We start from the raw sequence: 17,630 nt of genomic DNA on the forward strand, positions 1-17,630 counted from the left end.
GTGCGTCGGCAGATGCCGTCGGCGGGGGTGGTGCAGGTGGTGCCGATCTGGGTGTCGGGGTTGGCGCCTGTGGTCTGGAGGCCGGGGATGTTGTTGGTCTCCTCCCAGAGTTCGAAGATGGCGCCGGCGAGGGGTGTGTTGGTGTTGGCGTCGGTCTTGAGGACGCGGACTTCACCGGTGATGGGGGGTTGGATGTGGGGTTGGTCGGGTGCGGTGGTCTGGATGCCGGTGGTGGCGTTTTGGGGGGTGAGGGTGAGGGGGCCGAAGACGGGGTTGGTGGGGAGGTCGTAGCCGGTGGGTGGGGTGGTTTCGCGCCAGTAGTAGGTGCCGGTTTCGACGGTGCGGCGGCAGATGCCGTCGGCGGGGGTGGTGCAGGTGGTGCCGATCTGGGTGTCGGGGTTGGCGCCTGTGGTCTGGAGGCCGGGGATGTTGTTGGTCTCCTGCCAGAGTTCGAAGACGGCGCCGGCCAGCGCCGCGCCGGTGTTGGCGTCGGTCTTCAGCACCCGGACCTCGCCCGTGACCGGCGGGGTGCCGCAGGTGGGGAGGTTGCCGTTGAAGGGCCAGGAGTGGAACTCCTGGCCGCCGCCCCCGACCGGGAGGCTGGTGTGGGTGAGCGAGCCGGTGGTGAAGAAGCGGCCGTTGACACCCGCGAGGGTGACCGTGGTCAGCGAGGCCTGCTTGCCGATCAGGAAGCTGCCCTGGAACTGGCCGGTGCCGGCCAGGGTGACGGCGGTGGCGTCGGGGAAGTTCCACAGCAGGTGGTCGCGGTAGGCGTTGAGCGGGTCATCGCTGTCGTTGATGCCGCCGCTGTAGGTGTTCAGGGCCCGGGCGGCTCCGGTCACGTTGACCAGGATCGTGGCTCCCGTGGGGATGTTCGCGAAGACGATGCCCTGCTGGCCACCGGTCGGCCCGGTGAGGTCGAAGTCGACGTTGAACACCTGGAGGGCCGAGGCGCCGTCGCCGGTGAACAGGGTCTGCCCGCCCTGGTTCACCGCCGTGCCGGTCGGGGTGCGGACGGTGCCGTCGACCCGGGCGTAGCAGTCGGACGCCGCGCTGAGCTGGTCGCGCAGTCCGCTGTAGGGCTGGACCGCGTTGGGGTCGGTGACCAGGGTGCCGGTCACCGTGCCGGTGACCGCGCCGGCGTGCCGGACCACACCGCCCTCGGCGACCAGGCTCTGGCCGGGGGCGATGGTGATGCCGCCACCGGTGGTGAGGAAGTCGGCCCCGTCCGGCGGGGGAACCCGGGAGCCGACGCCGGCGATGCCGATGTTGTAGATGGAGCTGACCCCGGCCTCCTTGGCCTGGGTGAAGCTGTCGAGGACGACCACCCGTCCCTCGGCCTCGGCGGCGCGGCCGGTGACCAGGAACTGGTTGCCGACGAAGATGTTGATGCCGTTGTCCCGGCCGGCGAACGGGCCGTTGTTGATCGAGCTCGGGAAGGGGTCCGGGCAGCTGCCCGGGACGCACGGCCCGAGGCCGCCGGGCAGCGGGGCGGCCACGGCGGAGACGGCGCCCGGCCCGAGGGCGATGAGCGGGACGAGCGCCGAGATCACGGTGCAGGGGAGGGCCAGTGCTCCGGCGCGTCGGCGGACGCGGGTGAGCAGCCGGTTGAAGGAAGCCATAGTCGAAGCGTCCGGCAGCCTGTGCGAATCGGGTCACCGGTGGACCGTCTGCCTACGCTGATGCGGTGACCGGCGTACCCGCTCAGACCAACCGTCACCTGGGCGGCCGACACCGACCGACACCGGCCGCCCGGACAGGACGTCAGGGCGCCTTGAAGAGCAGCGGGAATCCCAGGGCGAGCCAGGGCCGGCGGCCCCAGGCGAGGACCTTGCCGCGGGCCAGCGCGGCGAGCGGGTTGCGCCGGCCGAGGGCGAGCAGCAGGAACGCCACCGGTTCGGTGAGGATCGTGCAGTCGGGGCGGGAGGCCGGCCCGGGGGAGACCTCGACGGCGCCGTCGCGGAACGTCACGGTGAAGCGGGAGCCGCCGCGTAGCCGCAGGTCGTAGCAGGCGGTGTGGCCGGCGGCGGAACGGGCGTCGACCACCCGGGGCATGGCGGTCATCAGGAACGGCAGGGTCAGTTCCACCCGGTGGCGGTCGACCATGTGCGGACGCCGCAGCGCGACGGCCAGGTCGTACCCGTGGCCCAGGATGTGGGTGAGCAGGTACGAGGCCAGCGTGTCGAGGTCCATCGGCCCGAGCGGGGTGAGCACCGGCTCCGACGCCGCCCGGTCGGCGCAGGCCTCGGCGAAGGCGCGGGCGTGCCGGACGACCTCCTCGGCGAGGACCGTCGGGTCCCGCTCGGGGTAGGCGGCCAGGGCCACTTCGTTGGCCGCGGCCAGGCTGCCCGGCGTGCCGTCCCCGTAGGCCCGCTGCCCGCCCGCGGCCAGGTCGGCCATCAGCTCGTTGACCAGGGCGACGTGGGCCGCGGCCTCGCCCACGGTCCACAGGGCGCCGGGGATCGGCGCGCCGCTGTCGGGGAGGTCGCGGAGCAGCGCCGCGGTGTCCTCGGCCGCGCCGACGACGGCGTCGAGGAGGGTGGTGTGCACGGAGTCCAGAGGGACCAGGGGAGGGGTCATGGAGGTGAATCGTGGACCAGTCGCGCCCGGCTGTCCAGGGCGCGGGCAGCGGCCGGAGGGGGCGCGCAGAGCGGTCGGACGGGGCCCGGGGTTCCAGGTCGGGCCGGTGCGGCGGGTCGCCGGAGTTCCCGAACCGCCCGATGTCCCGTCATGCGTCGTTCATGTCCCGGTTGCTGGCTTTCGGATGAATTGGGGCGCCCGCAGTTGTACAGCCAACTGTGGGAAATCAATCCCCCAGCCTCCGTGACCAGCCGCGGACGGAGCCCGCCCCCGACCCCCCGCGGACCGGCTCCCGAGCGCGGCGGACAGGACAACCGTGGCCGCAGGCAGCGCCCTGACGCTCTCCTCACCCGCCAACCCCGCCGAAGGCGACCGCCTCACCTTCCACTGGACCACCGACGCGCCCGACGCCAAGAACTGGGTCGGCATCTACGACGGCGCCCGCCGGCCCGGCACCGGCTCCTCGCTGGTCTGGAAGTACACCCCGGGCGGCTCCGGCGACGTCCAGCTCGACACCTCGGCCCTCACCGGCGGCCCCTACACGGCGTACCTGCTGGCCAAGGACGGCTACGGCATCCTCGCGCAGACGGCGCCGTTCACCTTCCGGCCCAAGCCCGCCGTGGTCCGCCCGCACAGCGCCGTCGACGCGCTCACCGCCACCCCCGTCGCCCCCGGCGCCGCCGTCTCGGTGGCGCTCGGCGGACTCTGGTCCCGCCCGGCCGGGAACCCGGCCGGCACCGCGGCCTTCCGCAAGATCAGCGGCCCGGCCTGGGCCGCCGTCGGCGCGGACGGCCGGCTGACCGGCACCGCACCCGCCACCGCGCCGAAGAACCCCGAGACCGTCGTCGTCGGCGTCAAGGACAGCGCGGGCGCCACCGACACGGTGACCGTGCAGATCCCGGTCCTCGACCCGGCCGCGCCGCTGCGCCTGAAGGCCGCCTCCTGGAACCTCGCCGACGCGGGCGCCGCCTTCACCGACGCCCGGGAGAAGCAGCTGCGGGTGGTGCTCACCCAGGGCCTGGACGTCCTCGCCCTCCAGGAGACCGCCGGCACCGCCGCCCAGGCACTCGCCGACGCGCTCGGCTGGTACGCCTACCAGAGCGCGGGCAGCGTGGGCGTCCTCAGCCGCTACCCGCTGACCGCCGTCACCCCCGTGACGGCCGCGCTGCCCGCCGCCGGCGTCACCGTGCAGCTGCCCGGCGGACGCGGCGTCCGGTTCTGGGCCGCCCACCTGGACGAGGCCGACTACGGGCCGTACGCCGTCCAGGACGGCCGGAGCGCCTCCCAGGTCGAGGCCGCCGAACGGGCCTCCGCCCGGTTCCGGCAGGCCGAGGCGCTGGCCGCCGCGATCAAGGCGGACGCCGCCGGGCGCACCCCGGTCGTGCTGGCCGGAGCGCTCTCCTCGCCCTCGCACCTGGACTGGACGGCCGCCACCGCCGCCGCGCACGGCGGCGCCGGTCCGCTCGCCTGGCCGGTCACCAGCACCCTGCAGGCCGCCGGGCTGACCGACACCTTCCGCGAGGAGAACCGCAACCCGGTGAAGGCCCCCGGCGCCACCTGGTCGCCGGTCCGCAAGCAGCGCGGCGCCAAGCCCGAGCCGCAGGACCGCATCGACTACGTCCAGTACACCGGCCCGCTGAAGCTGGTCGAGGCGCACACGCTCGTCGCGGACTGGCCGGCCACCGGCGCCGACCCGGACGCCGTCGCCGCCAACCAGTGGCCGTCCGACTGCGCCGCCGCCGTCGCCACCTTCCAGCTCTGAGAGGTCCGTTCCCCATGTCCGAGCTCTCCCGCCGCACCTTCGTCGGCGCCACCGCGGCCGTCGGCGCCGCCGCGCTCTCCGGCCTCCCGGCCACGCCCGCCGCCGCCGCGCCCGCCGCCGGCCGGCTCACCGGCACCATCAAGGACGTCCGGCACGTGGTCGTCCTGATGCAGGAGAACCGCAGCTTCGACCACTACTTCGGCACGCTGAACGGCGTCCGCGGCTTCGGCGACCGGCAGGCGCTGCAGTTCCCGGACGGCACCGACGTGTTCCGCCAGCCGGACAACCGCCGCAGCGACGGCGGCGCGATGCTGCCGTACCGGATGGACACCGCCAAGTACAACGCGCAGAACGCGGGCGGTCTGCCGCACGACTGGGCGACCGGCCACCAGGCGATCAACAACGGCGCGATGAACAAGTGGATCGCCGCCAAGGGCGAGCGCGCCATGGGCTACTTCACCCGTGAGGACATCCCCTACCAGTACGCCCTGGCCGACGCCTTCACCCTCTGCGACGCCTACTTCACCTCCCTCGCGGGCCCGACCGACCCCAACCGCCTCTACCTGTGGACCGGCACGTCCGGCCCGGGCCGGGACGGCACCACCGGCCCGTGGATCGACAACACCCCGGTCACCGACAACCCCGTCGCGGACTGGACCACCTACGCCGAGCGCCTGGAGCAGGCCGGCGTCTCCTGGCGGGTCTACCACAACCCCAGCAAGGACGACCGCACCGGCGACTACGACGACAACGCGCTCTCCTACTTCAAGCAGTTCCACAACTTCCCCACCACCGACCCGCGTTACGTCAACGCGATGACGAAGTTCGACCCGGCCGCCTTCGACGCCCACTGCAAGGACGGCACCCTGCCGACCATCTCCTGGCTGGTCGCGCCCTACCTGTTCTCCGAGCACCCGGAGGCGGGCCCGGCCTACGGCGCGCACTGGGTGAACACCGCACTGCAGTCGCTGATGTCCAACCCGGACGTCTGGCAGCACACCGTCTTCCTGGTGATGTACGACGAGAACGACGGCTACTTCGACCACATGGTCCCGCCCACCCCCGAGGCGGGCACCCCCGAGGAGTTCACCCAGGGCCGGGCCATCGGCCTCGGCAACCGGGTACCGCTCTGGGTCGCCTCGCCCTGGTCGCGCGGCGGGTACGTCAACTCCCAGGTGTTCGACCACACTTCGGTCCTGCGCTTTATGGAGCTCGTCACGGGCGTCGCCGAGCCCAACATCTCCGCCTGGCGCCGTGCGGTCTGCGGCGACCTCAGCAGCTGCTTCGACTTCGCCGCACCGGACCTCTCGATACCCGCACTCCCGGACACCAACGCCCTGATGGCCGGGGCGGACGCGGGAACCAAGCTCCCGGGCGTCCAACTCCCCGCCGTCGGCGCCCAGTCCATGCCCGTCCAGGAACGCGGCGAGCGCCCGCACCGCCACCTCCCGTACCAGCCCTGGGCCGACGTGGACGTGGACCGCGGGACCGGCAAGGTCACCTGCACCATGACCAACGACGGCTCGGTGGCGTTCCCGTACACCGTCTACCCGAACATCCTGCTGCCCTTCGCCGGCACGCCGTACACCGTGGCGCCGGGCGCCACCGCGAGCTACCTCTGGGACGCCGCCCGCACCAACGGCCGCTACGACTTCACCGTCCACGGCCCCGACGGCTTCGTCCGCCGCTTCGCCGGCACCGTCATCCGTGACGGCCAGGACGGCCAGAACGACATCGCCGTGCCGATCGTGACCGCCGATCTGAGCAACTCCTCCCGGCTCACCCTCCAACTGGTCAACGACGGCCTCACCGACCTCGGCTTCACCGCCGCGCCCAACGACTTCGCCGGCACCGCCCAGACGGTGTGGGTCAAGCCCGGCAAGCAGGTCGACCTGGCATGGCCGCTGGACCGCCAGGGCCGCTACGACGTCGTCGTGACGGCCGGTACCGGGCTGCGCTTCACCCAGCGCTACGCCGGCTGGGTGCACTGACCCGGCGCACTGATGAGGCGCGCTGACACGGCGGTGTACTGACCCCGGTGCACTGACGCCGCGTCAGTGGACCCGGCGACGCCCGGGGGCGCCGAACCGGTGACCCCCGGCCGTGGCGCCACCGCCCGGCCGGGGGCCCGCCGCTACCGTCGGCTCCATGCAGAACATCACCCCATGCCTCTGGTACGACGACCAGGCCGAGGAAGCCGTCCGCTTCTACACCTCGCTCTTCCCCAACTCCCGGATCACCGGGATCACCCACTACGGCGACGCGGGCCCGGGCACCCCCGGAAAGGTCCTGACCGTCGCCTTCGAACTCGACGGCCGACCGTTCGTCGCCCTCAACGGCGGCCCGCTGTTCCCCTTCACCGAGGCGGTCTCGCTCCAGATCGAGTGCGACGACCAGGCGGAGGTCGACCGCCTCTGGAACGGGCTCATCGAGGGCGGCGGCGAGGAGAGCCAGTGCGGCTGGCTCAAGGACCGCTGGGGCTTCAACTGGCAGGTCACCCCGCGTGTGCTGATCGACCTGATCAGGGACCCGGACCGGGCCAAGGCCGACCGGGTCTTCGCCGCCATGCTGCAGATGCGCAAGATCGACATCCAGCAGCTGCTCGACGCCGCCCGGGGCTGACCACCTTCCGGTCCCCGCCCGCCGCCTCCACCTCTACCTTCACCTCCGCCTTCACCTCCGCCTGGCCCACCCGCCCGGCTGGTCCGCCCGTCCGCCCCGCCACCCGCCCCGCCCCGCCCGGTCCGGCCGTTCAGCTTCGCTGCCGCCGCAGCCACGAGGGCCGCAGCCGGTCGGCCCGCAGGCGCTCGCCCCGGACCAGCCGGCGCAGCCGGGAGAGCCGGGAGAACCGTTCCCGGCTCGCCACCGAGGCCCGGTCCAGCTCCTCCATCAGCCGTCGGCCGCGGTGCTCGAGGTCGAGCTCGTCGAGGATCCGGTCCACCTCGGCCAGCAGCGCGCCGTGCAGCTGCCAGGCCTCCGGATGCTCCTGCACCCGCCGCAGCAGCAGCTCGGCGACGTTCTCCCGGCTGGCCCAGGCCGCCGCCAGCTCGGCGGTCAACCGCCGCTCGGCCTCCTCGGCGTTGCTGCTCACCTGCGTGGTGACCAGCACCGCGAAGCTCACCAGCGCACCGCCGACATGGCCCAGCAGCTCCTCCAGCGCCACCGCCACGTCCGGCGGGAACAGCCGCTCGCCCGGGGCGCGCCGCTTGGCCAGGTCGGTCAGTGAGCGGGCCAGCACCCGGATCACCACCACACAGATCTCCAGCGTGTCCAGACCCGTCCGCAGCACCAGCCGGGAGAGCAGCCCCTCGCTGATCCGGGGGTTGAACCGCAGGCTGTCCTCGGCCTGCCGCAGCGCCCCGTCCACGTCGGCGATGGCCTGGTCCAGCCGGCGGGCCTCGTGCAGCCGCTCGGCGGCGCGCTCCACCGGGGTGGGCCGGCCCAGCTCCTCGGCGATGCCCAGCAGCAGGTGGCGGGCCCGCCGGGCCAGGTCCTCGATCGACTCGCCCGCCGTGTCCACCCAGACCGGCGGGGCGAACAGCAGGTTGAACAGCAGGCCGACGACGGCGCCGATCAGCGTCTCCAGCACCCGGTCCCAGGCCTGGGAGGCCACCTGGGTGACGCCCAGGATGAGCATGGCACTGATCGCCACCTCCTGGACGAACTCGTCCACCCGGACGAACTGGCCGATCGTCAGCGAGGCAAGGATGATCAGCCCCAGGCTCCACCAGGACAGCCCCATCACGGAGCTGAACCCGATCGCGATCAGCACGCCCACCACCACCGAGTTGACCCGGCGGATGCTGGTGGTGAGCGTCGAGTAGAGCGTGACCTGGACGACCAGCAGCGCGGTGAGCGGCGCGGTCAGCGGGGCCGGCTCACTGCTGAGCTGCAGCGCCACCGCGTACGAGAGGGTCGCGGCCACCGTGGCCCGGATCGTCTGGACGACGGCGGGCTCCCTGGCGCCGCGGCGCACCGTGGCCGCGAAGGACTCCGGGAGAAGGGACATGCCGCCCTTCTTTCCCCACCGCCGCCCTTCACACTGCCGAAGCGCCGGACCGGCACCCGAATGCCCCCGCCCGGGCCCGCAGGGCAGACCCGGTCGGCGGGCGGGCGGTCACGGCTTGCGGCGGCCGTCGCGCAGCAGCTTCCAGGGCGCGAGCGCCGACTCGACCTGCACCCCGAGGCTCATCTTCGACGCGCCCTTGATCCGCTCCTCGAAACGGATCGGCACCTCGCGGATGACGTGGCCCCGCTTGACGGCGCGGTAGTTCATCTCGACCTGGAACGAGTACCCGTTGCTGTTCACCGACGGCAGGTCGATCGAGCGCAGGGCGTCGGCCCGCCAGGCCTTGAAACCGGCCGTGGCGTCCTTGACGCCGAGGCTGAGGATCGTGTTGACGTAGAAGTTCGCCCAGGCCGACAGCGCCTTGCGGTGCCAGGGCCACTCCGCGGCGGTCGAGCCGCCCGGGACGTAGCGGGAGCCGAGCACCACGGAGGTGTCGCCGGCCAGCAGGGTCTCGATCATGACCGGGACGACCGAGGCCGGGTGCGACAGGTCGGCGTCCATCTGGATCACCACGTCGGCGCCCTCCTCCAGAGCCCGGGTCATCCCCGCGATGTAGGCCCGGCCGAGGCCGTCCTTCTCGGTGCGGTGCAGCACGCCGACCGTGCCCGGGGACTCCACCGCGAGCTTGTCCGCGACCTCGCCGGTGCCGTCGGGGGAGTTGTCGTCGACGACCAGCAGATGCAGGTTCGGCAGCTTCAGATCCGCGAGCAGCCCCGCGAGAGTCGGCAGGTTCTCCCGCTCGTTGTACGTGGGTACGACGACAACGACCTTGGGGGAGGCCTCGACCATGTTCAATCCCTCGCGCGATTTCCAGCCGGTGCCGCGACAGCGGCGCCCGTGTCCTGTAGGACAGTTGTCCACTTCGGTCGTGGAAGTCTAGCGGCGGTCGGTGCGGGCCCGATCATCGCCTCCGCCCCGACCGGGCGCGGCCCCCTACTGGGCCGTCCGGGGGCAGCGGACGGGTGACGCGCGCCCGGTACCTGCGGTGCTCGCGCGCCACCCGCACCCCGCTCGCATAGCCTGCGCTCGGACGGTCGTCCCTCACCTCTCCCGGCCCGATCACCGGCGCGGTCACCGGCGCGGTCACCGGCACGTGTCCGGCCCGGCCGCCGGGACACCGCGGCTCGGTCCGGCGGCCGGCGCCGAGGGCCGGAGGAGCTGAAGGCCGACAGACCGCCACACCGGCGGACCGGCAGACCCGAGGACAGGGGAGTACGTGGGCTCGTCAGCTTCGGCCGCACCAGGGCCCGCGCCGTCGGCACGTCAGCGCCTGCGCGCCTGGCTGCTGGAGGGCCTGGTCGACCTGGCCAAACAGCACCCCGGCCCGCACGCACAGGCCCCCGCGCACAAGGGCCAGCGCTGGTGGCGGGTGATGTGCCTGACCGGCCTGGACTACTTCTCGACGCTCGGCTACCAGCCCGGCATCGCCGCCCTGGCGGCCGGCCTGCTGTCCCCGGTGGCGACGATCGTGCTGGTGGTGGTCACCCTGCTGGGCGCACTGCCGGTGTACCGGCGGGTGGCACAGGAGAGCCCGCACGGTCAGGGCTCGATCGCCATGCTGGAGCGGCTGCTGTCGTTCTGGAAGGGCAAGCTGTTCGTCCTGACGCTGCTCGGCTTCGCCGCCACCGACTTCATGATCACCATCACCCTGTCGGCCGCCGACGCCACCGCCCACCTGGTGGAGAACCCGCACCTGCACAGCGCCCTGAGCGGCCGACAGGTGCTGATCACCCTGGTGCTGGTCGCCCTGCTCGGCGGGGTGTTCCTGAAGGGCTTCAGCGAGGCGATCGGCCTGGCCGTCTTCCTGGTGGCGATCTACCTCAGCCTGAACGTGGTCGTGGTCGTCGACGGCCTCTGGCACATCGTGCGCGACCCGGACCTGATCACCGACTGGTCGAGCGCGCTGACCGCCGAACACGGCAACGTGGTGGCGATGATCGGGGTGGCCCTGGTGGTCTTCCCGAAGCTGGCGCTCGGCCTGTCCGGCTTCGAGACCGGCGTCGCGGTGATGCCGCACATCGAGGGCGACCCGGACGACACCGAGGAGCGCCCCACCGGGCGGATCCGCGGCGCCCGCCTGCTGCTCACCACCGCCGCGCTGATCATGAGCGTCTTCCTGATCACCACCAGCTTCATCACCACCCTGCTCATCCCCAAGGCCGCCTTCGAACCCGGCGGCCCCGCCAACGGGCGCGCCCTCGCCTACCTGGCCCACGAGTACCTCGGCAACACCTTCGGCAGCATCTACGACCTCTCCACCATCCTGATCCTCTGGTTCGCCGGCGCCTCGGCGATGGCCGGGCTGCTCAACCTGATGCCCCGCTACCTGCCCCGCTACGGCATGGCGCCGGACTGGGCCCGCGCGGTGCGCCCGACCGTGCTGGTCCTCACCGGGATCGCCTTCCTGGTCACCTGGGTCTTCGACGCGAGCGTGGACGCGCAGGGCGGCGCCTACGCGACCGGTGTCCTGGTACTGATCAGCTCCGCCGCCATCGCCGTCACCATCGCCGCCCGCAAGGCGGGGCAGCACCGCTGGACGGCGGCCTTCGCCGTCATCGCGGCGGTGTTCCTCTACACCACGGCCGTGAACATCGCCGAGCGGCCGGACGGTGTGAAGATCGGCGCCTGCTTCATTGCCGCCATCATGCTGCTCTCGCTGCTTTCCCGGCTCAAGCGGGTGTTCGAGCTGCGCGTCACCGACGTGTACCTGGACGTGGTCGCCGAGCGCTTCGTGCGCGACTACGTCCACCGCCCGATCCGGCTGATCGCCAACGAGCCCAACAGCCGGGACCTGGCCGAGTACCGCGACAAGGCCCGGCAGATCCGGGAGGACAACGACATCCCCGCCGAGGACGACCTGGTCTTCGTCGAGGTGACCGTCCTCGACCCGTCCGACTTCGAGGCCGAACTGCGGGTCCGCGGCGAGGTGCTGCACGACCGCTACCGGGTGCTCTCCCTGGAGAGCTCCAGCGTGCCGAACGCACTGGCCGCGCTGCTGCTGGAGGTACGGGACGTCACCGGGCAGCAGCCGCACATCTACTTCGAGTGGACCGAGGGCAACCCGCTCACCCAGTTCCTGCGGTTCTTCCTGTTCGGCCACGGCGAGGTCGCCCCCGTCACCCGCGAGGTCCTGCGGGAGGCCGAACCGGACCGCTCGCGCCGCCCGCGCGTCCACGTCGGCTAGTGCCGCGTCAGGCAACTTTTGCCTGACGCGGCACTAGCAAGGGTGTCCGCCAGTAGGCGCTGACAGCAGGGCAGGAACGGCACGGAGGCCCCGGCCCGGTCAACGCCCACCGGATCTCTTCGCTTTCCACACGATCGACTACGGCTCCGTCACGATCACGTGGCGAACCGCCCGACTGCACAACGCCGTCAACGCATCCGTGGCACAGTGCCCGTACGGGGGTGGGGACCGACCGGGAGCGTGCGGGCCAGACCTGCCCGGCTCCGGTCGGACGATCAGGGGGAAAGCACAAGTGCTCGACGAGGAAAGTGCGTTGAGGCTCGCGGCGGCGTGCACGCACGAGTCCGAGATCCGCCGGCGGCTCCGCGGCAGCGCGCTGGCGGCGGCGACGCCGCTGGACGCCGTCCTGACGCAGGACCGGGAGGAACGGGAGCTGCCGGGCCTGCTCGACGCGCTGCACCGGGCGCTGCGGGCCACCGGCGACCGGCGCGGGCTGGACGCCTACACCGGCGCGGGCCTGACGAACGACCGGGGTCTGTTCACGGTGGGTGTCGACCACGCCGTACCGACCGATCCCATGCTGCTGTGCCCGCTGCACCGCTGCCTGCGTAACGAGCGGCCCGACGCTCCCGCCGGGGCGCCCCGGTGCGCCGTGAACGGCGCGCCGCTGCTGCGCCGCGAGGACTGAGGGGGTCGGCGGCGTGCTCGCGGAACTGGGGAAGAAACTCGCCGAGAAGTGGCTCACCCTGCTGGTCCTGCCGGGCGCGCTCTACCTGGCCGTCGGGGTGGCGGCGGACCGGCTCGGGCACGCGCACCCGTTCGACGCCGCACGGCTTGCCGACCGGGTCGGCGCCTGGGCGAAGGACCCCACGCTCGGCACGTTCGGTGGCCAGGCGGTGCTGCTCGCCGCCGTGGGCGTCGCGGCCGCCGGAGTCGGGGTGGTCACGCAGGCGCTCGGCTCCCTGGTCGAACAGCTGCACCTGGCCGCCGACTGGCGCGGCTGGCCCGCCGGAGCCCGCACCTGGGCGGACCTCGCCACCCGGCGGCGGCACGCCCGCTGGCAGCACCGGCGCGAACGGGCCGGCCGGGCGCGGGCCCGGGCCCACATCGCCGACCCCGCCTCCCTCCCGGCCGCCCAGGAGGCCGCGGCCGGGGCGCGCGCAGCCGTGCACCGCGTCGGTGCCGAGGAGCCCGTGCGGCCCACCTGGAGCGGGGACCGTGTCCATCTCACCGCGCTGCGCGTCCGGCGCGACTTCGGGCTCGACCTGGCCGCGCTCTGGCCGCACCTGTGGCTGACCCTCCCCGACACCCCGCGCGCCGAGGTCACCGCCGCCCGGCAGGCCCTGGCCCGCGCGGCGACGCTCACCGCCTGGGCCGTGCTGTACCTGCCGCTGGCACTGTGGTGGTGGCCCGCGCTGATCGTCGCGGCCGTCCTCGCCCTCACCGGGCACCACCGCTTCCGAGCCGCCGCCGACACCTACGCCACGCTCCTGGAGGCTGTCGTCCGGCTGCACGCGGGCGACCTGGCGCGCCGGCTCGGCCTCGACTGCGCGAGCCCGCTCACCGCCGCCGACGGCGAGCGCCTCGCCGCCCTCCTGGTCCCCCGGCCGCCCTCGACCGCGACCGCGAGTGATAGCGCGAGTGGTACCGCGCCGACGCTCCCGGCCTGACCCCGTACGACCCGCCCCGAACCGCCCCGAACCGACCCGGCGCGTCCGCCGCGGACCGGTCCGAACGTTTCCGGTCCCGTGGGACCGCCCTCACGAAGGACGAATGGACAGCGACATGACGCGTGCGGCACGACTGGCTGCGCTGTGGACCCGGGTCGACCGGTCCGACAGCGAGGAGAACCCGGCCCTGGTGCTGGAGCCCGCGGCGCTCGACGAAGCCCGGGCGCTGGCCGGGTACTTCGCGGACGGCGACCCCGAAGCGGCGTACGTGCTCGGCTGGTTCCACTTCCTCCGCTACCTGGCCCTGCCCAGGGGCGCGGACCAGGAGGACGGCGCGGCGGCCCGCGAGGCGTTCGGGCTGTGCTTCGCCCTGGGCGTGCCCGACCTGTCCAGCCTGCCCGAGGTCATGCTGCCGGACCTCGCCAGGGCCGCCGTCCAGGACGCCACCGAGCTGCTGGAGCGCTCGCAGTTCTCCCCCGACCCCGGTGTGCTCTCCCACGCCGTGGGGCTGTGGCAGCGCATCGTCCTGGTCACCCCGGCCGACCACCCCTACCGCGCCGACCGGCTGTTCCACCTCGGGGTCGCCCTGGAGGACCGCTACAACCGGCTGGACGACCCGGCGGACCTGGACGCCATCATCGAGGCGGGCCGGGACGCGGAGGCCGCCGGCCCCGCCGACCACCCCGACCGGTCGGTGCGGCTGAACAACCTGGGGAACGCCCTGCGGCGCCGCTTCGTACGGCGGTCCGAAGCGGCGGACCTGGCGGAGGCGATCCGCGTCCTGCGCCTCGCCGTCGACGTCTCGATCGACGACGTCGACCGCCCGGTCGCACTGCTCAACCTGGCGCTGGCGCTGCGCGACAGGTTCGCCTGGGCGGGCGCGGCGGCCGACCTGGACGCGGCGGTCGCGCAGGTGGAGGAGGCGGTGGCCATCACCACCCCCGACCACGCCGAACGGTCCCGGATCCTCTCCCTCCGACAGGAGCTGTCCGAGCACCGGTCCGGGGACCGGGAGGTGCGGGCGAACATGCACGACCTGGTCGAGCGCTTCGAGGCCGCGCTGGCCGCCGCGACCGGCGCCGCCGACCGCGCGGAGCGCCTGTTCGACCTCGGTGAGGCCCTGCGCTTCCGGTTCCTGCACACGGGTGTGGTGGCGGACGTGGACGCCGCGACCGACCGTTACCGGGAGGCCGTGGCGGCGACCCCGCCCGGCCACCCCGACCGGGCCAGGATGCTGTGCCACCTCGGTGAGGGCCTGCGCCTGCGCTACGACAGGACGGACCTGCCGGCCGACCTGGACGCGGCGATCGACCGCTTCGGCGAGGCGGTGGCCGCCGCCCTCGACCCGGACGAGCGCGCCACGCAGCGGTTCCACCTCGGCGGCGCGCTCGTCCAGCGCGCCCTGGACCGTCGGGCGCTCGCGGACGTGGACACCGCGATCGGCTGCCTGCGGCAGGCCGTGGCCGCCGTCCCGGACGACGCTCCCGAGCAGGCCGGTCCCCCTGACCGTCCCGACCGTCCCGACCGTCCCGACCGTCCGGACCGTCCGGACCGGACGACGCGGCTGGCCCGGCTCACCGGGGCGCTGCAGGTCCGCTTCGAGCTGACCGGGGAGATGGCGGACCTGGACGCCGTGATCGACCAGACCCGCACGGTGGCGCCCACCGTTCCGCCGGACCACCCCGAGCGGGCCTCGCTGTTCATCGCGCTCGGCGGCGCCCTGGGCAAGCGGGGCGAGCTGATGGGGACGCCGGCGGACACCGACGCCGCCGCCGGGCACCTGACGGAGCTGCTGGAGTCCACGCCGCCCGAACTGCTGCACCGGCCCAGTGTCCTGAACAGCCTCGGCCTGGCGCTGCGGGCCCGCTTCGACCATACGGGAGCACTGGAGGACCTGGACGCCGCGGTCGACCACTTCCGGGCGGCGGTGGACGCCGCCGAGGACGACGAGGACCGCTCGATCCCCCTGACCAACCTCGGCAACGCGCTGCGGCACCGGAGCGAGCGCCTGGCCACGGCCGCGGACGCGGACGCCGCCGTCGACTACCTGACCCGGGCGGTCACCGTCACCCCCGGCGACCACCCCCAGCGCGCGGTGCGGCTGTCCAAGCTCGGCGTGGCCCTGCGCTCCCGCTACGACCGGACGGACCGGGTCGCGGACCTGGACGGCGCGATCAACTGCTTCACGGAGGCGGTGTCCCAGGCCGGGGGCACGCCCGGCCTGGCCGGCATCCTGACCAACCTCGGCAGCGCGCTCCGACGCAGGTTCGAGCTGACGAAGTCGCCCGCCGCGCTGGACGCGGCGATCGACCGCCTGGCCGAGGCGGTGGCCGCCGCCCCGACGGACAACCTCGAACGGGTCGCGATGCTGAACAACCTGGGCAGCGCGCTCCGGCGCAGGTTCGAGCTGACGGAGTCGCCCGCCGACCTGGACGCGGCGATCGACCACCTGACGGAGACGGTGAGCGCAGTCCCCGCCCACCACCCCGATTACGCGCTGGGGCTGTCCAACCTCGCCGACAGCCTGCTGACCCGCTACCAGCGCGCGCAGCGGCCCGCCGACCTGCGCGAGGCGATCTCCTGTCGGCTGGCGGCCTCGAAGGTGCGGTCCGCCTCGCCCGGCCGCCGGATCATGGAGGCGGCCCAGGCGGCGGGCCTGCTCGCCGCGTCGGGCGACCCGGCCGCCGCGGCGAACGCGGCGGAGAGCGCGGTCCTGCTGCTGCCGCAGGTGGCGCCCCGACGCCTGGAGCGCGGCGACCAGCAGTACGCCATGGCCCACTTCTCCGGACTGGTGGGCGACGCCGCCGCGCTGGCCCTCGCCGCCCCGGGTGGAACCCCCGCCGGGCGGGCCGAACGCGCCCTGGGCCTGTTGGAGACCGGCCGGGCCGTCCTGCTCAGCCAGGCCCTGGAGACCCGCAACGACCTGACCGACCTGCGCCGGCACCACCGCGAACTGGCCGAGCGCTTCAGCGACCTGCGGGAACGGCTCGACAGCCCCGCCGACGCCGCCGCACCAGGCGGCGCCGTCCCCGGGCCGACCGGCCACGGAACGGCGACGGACGGGCCGGCCGCGGACGGGCCGCCGCGCGAACGGCACCTGCTCGCCCGGGACTTCGCTGACCTGCTGACGGAGATCCGCGCACTGGACGGCTTCCGCACCTTCGCGCTGCCACCCGCCCCGGCCGAACTCCGCGCCCAGGCGGCCCACGGCCCCGTCGTGGTGTTCAACATCAGCGCGTACCGCAGTGACGCGCTGCTGGTCACCGAGCACGGCATCCGGGCCCTGAACCTGCCGGACCTGGCCCTGCAGCCCCTGGTCGAACGGATCGACGCCTTCCTGCGGGCGCAGCAGGGCACGTCGAGCCCGGACCGGGAGGAGCGGGTCGCGGCCGAGGCCGCCATGGCCGCGGTCCTGCGGTGGCTGTGGGACGCGGGCGCGGGCCCGGTGCTGCACGCGCTGGGGTTCCACGGGCAGCCCGGCGACACCGAGGACTGGCCGCGGGTGTGGTGGGTGCCGGGCGGCCTGCTGGGGCTGCTCCCCCTGCACGCCGCGGGCCACCACGACGACCCGCGCGACCGTCCGGACCGGCGCACGGTGATGGACCGCGTCCTCTCCTCCTACACCCCGACGATCCGCGCGCTACGCCATGCCCGCGAACGCGCCCGGACCGCCGCCGCGACCGGGCCGGCGCGCAGCCTGGTCGTGGCGATGCCGACCACGCCCGGCCTGCCCCGCGACGGAAGGCTGAGGCACGTCGGGGAGGAGGCGGCGGTCCTGCTCGAACGGCTGCCGGCCCCGGTGCTGTTGCGGGAGCCGGGCCCCGGCGAGGATCCGACCGACCGGGGGTTGCCGGTGCCGACGAAGGCCGCCGTCCTGGAGCGGCTGCCGGACTGCTCGATCGCGCACTTCTGCTGCCACGGTTCGAGCGACCCCTCCGACCCCTCCCGGAGCCTGCTTCTGCTGCACGACCACGCGGACGACCCGCTGACTGTCGCGGGCCTCGCCGCCGTCGAGCTGGGGCGGGCCCGGCTGGCCTACCTCTCGGCCTGCCGCACAGCGGCCGTCGGCACCGCCGAGCTGCTCGACGAGGCCATCCACCTCACCTCGGCCTTCCAGCTCGCCGGGTTCCCGCACGTGATCGGCACGTTGTGGGAGATCGACGACGAACTCGCGGTCACCGTCGCCGAGTTGTTCTACGACGCGTTGGAGCGCGAGGCCGGGGGCCTGGATCCCGACCGCTCGGCGTACGCGCTCCACCGGGCCGTCCGCCTGATTCGCGACGGCTACGATCTGCCTGCCCCGATGGACCTGAGCGGATCGCCCTCGCTCTGGGCCGCGTACCTGCACTCGGGCGCCTGAGCGGG

General features: G+C 73.7%; 11 protein-coding genes. 7 read left to right on the plus strand and 4 right to left on the minus strand.

Features of this window, described 5'->3' with window-relative positions; translation table 11 throughout:
* Both ACFVVX_RS13730 and ACFVVX_RS13735 read right to left on the minus strand, forming a co-directional pair.
* Positions 1–1,622: choice-of-anchor A family protein (locus ACFVVX_RS13730; protein ID WP_387945044.1), on the minus strand; the 1,622-nt coding region annotated here is incomplete at its 3' end.
* Between the two features lie 142 nt (positions 1,623–1,764).
* Positions 1,765–2,580 carry a maleylpyruvate isomerase family mycothiol-dependent enzyme gene (locus tag ACFVVX_RS13735; RefSeq protein ID WP_387944902.1) on the minus strand — a complete coding sequence of 272 codons (816 nt, stop codon included), beginning with the start codon at positions 2,578–2,580 and terminating at the stop codon, positions 1,765–1,767.
* 316 nt (positions 2,581–2,896) lie between these two features.
* Here ACFVVX_RS13735 and ACFVVX_RS13740 point away from each other — a divergent pair, with 316 nt between their 5' ends.
* The 3 genes from ACFVVX_RS13740 to ACFVVX_RS13750 all read left to right on the plus strand — a co-directional run bounded on the left by ACFVVX_RS13740 (position 2,897) and on the right by ACFVVX_RS13750 (position 6,964).
* Entirely contained in the window at positions 2,897–4,342 is a 1,446-nt protein-coding gene (locus tag ACFVVX_RS13740; protein ID WP_387944904.1) for an endonuclease/exonuclease/phosphatase family protein, read from the plus strand.
* A gap of 14 nt (positions 4,343–4,356) precedes the next feature.
* Positions 4,357–6,333: a phosphocholine-specific phospholipase C gene (locus tag ACFVVX_RS13745; protein ID WP_387944906.1), complete on the plus strand. Its 1,977-nt coding sequence runs from the start codon at positions 4,357–4,359 to the stop codon at positions 6,331–6,333.
* A gap of 157 nt (positions 6,334–6,490) precedes the next feature.
* Entirely contained in the window at positions 6,491–6,964 is a 474-nt protein-coding gene (locus ACFVVX_RS13750; protein WP_387944908.1) for a VOC family protein, read from the plus strand.
* A gap of 130 nt (positions 6,965–7,094) precedes the next feature.
* Here ACFVVX_RS13750 and ACFVVX_RS13755 read toward each other — a convergent pair whose 3' ends face one another.
* Positions 7,095–8,351 carry an aromatic acid exporter family protein gene (locus ACFVVX_RS13755; protein ID WP_387944910.1) on the minus strand — a complete coding sequence of 419 codons (1,257 nt, stop codon included), beginning with the start codon at positions 8,349–8,351 and terminating at the stop codon, positions 7,095–7,097.
* Between the two features lie 108 nt (positions 8,352–8,459).
* Positions 8,460–9,200 carry a polyprenol monophosphomannose synthase gene (locus ACFVVX_RS13760; protein WP_387944912.1) on the minus strand — a complete coding sequence of 247 codons (741 nt, stop codon included), beginning with the start codon at positions 9,198–9,200 and terminating at the stop codon, positions 8,460–8,462.
* 427 nt (positions 9,201–9,627) lie between these two features.
* Between ACFVVX_RS13760 and ACFVVX_RS13765 the strand changes: the two genes are divergently transcribed.
* From ACFVVX_RS13765 to ACFVVX_RS13780, 4 genes are all read left to right on the plus strand, one after another.
* Positions 9,628–11,595 (plus strand): amino acid transporter, encoded by a 1,968-nt coding sequence (locus ACFVVX_RS13765; RefSeq protein ID WP_387944914.1) that lies wholly within the window; start codon positions 9,628–9,630, stop codon positions 11,593–11,595.
* A gap of 292 nt (positions 11,596–11,887) precedes the next feature.
* Positions 11,888–12,283, plus strand: a complete 396-nt coding sequence (locus ACFVVX_RS13770; RefSeq protein ID WP_387944916.1) for a hypothetical protein — start codon at positions 11,888–11,890, stop codon at positions 12,281–12,283.
* 13 nt (positions 12,284–12,296) lie between these two features.
* Positions 12,297–13,265, plus strand: a complete 969-nt coding sequence (locus ACFVVX_RS13775) for a hypothetical protein (protein ID WP_387944918.1) — start codon at positions 12,297–12,299, stop codon at positions 13,263–13,265.
* Between the two features lie 103 nt (positions 13,266–13,368).
* Positions 13,369–17,625 carry a CHAT domain-containing protein gene (locus ACFVVX_RS13780; RefSeq protein WP_387944920.1) on the plus strand — a complete coding sequence of 1,419 codons (4,257 nt, stop codon included), beginning with the start codon at positions 13,369–13,371 and terminating at the stop codon, positions 17,623–17,625.
* Positions 17,626–17,630: the final 5 nt, after the last annotated feature.

Origin of the sequence: Kitasatospora sp. NPDC058170, assembly GCF_042883905.1 — a bacterium.
In the GTDB taxonomy this organism is placed as follows: domain Bacteria; phylum Actinomycetota; class Actinomycetes; order Streptomycetales; family Streptomycetaceae; genus Kitasatospora.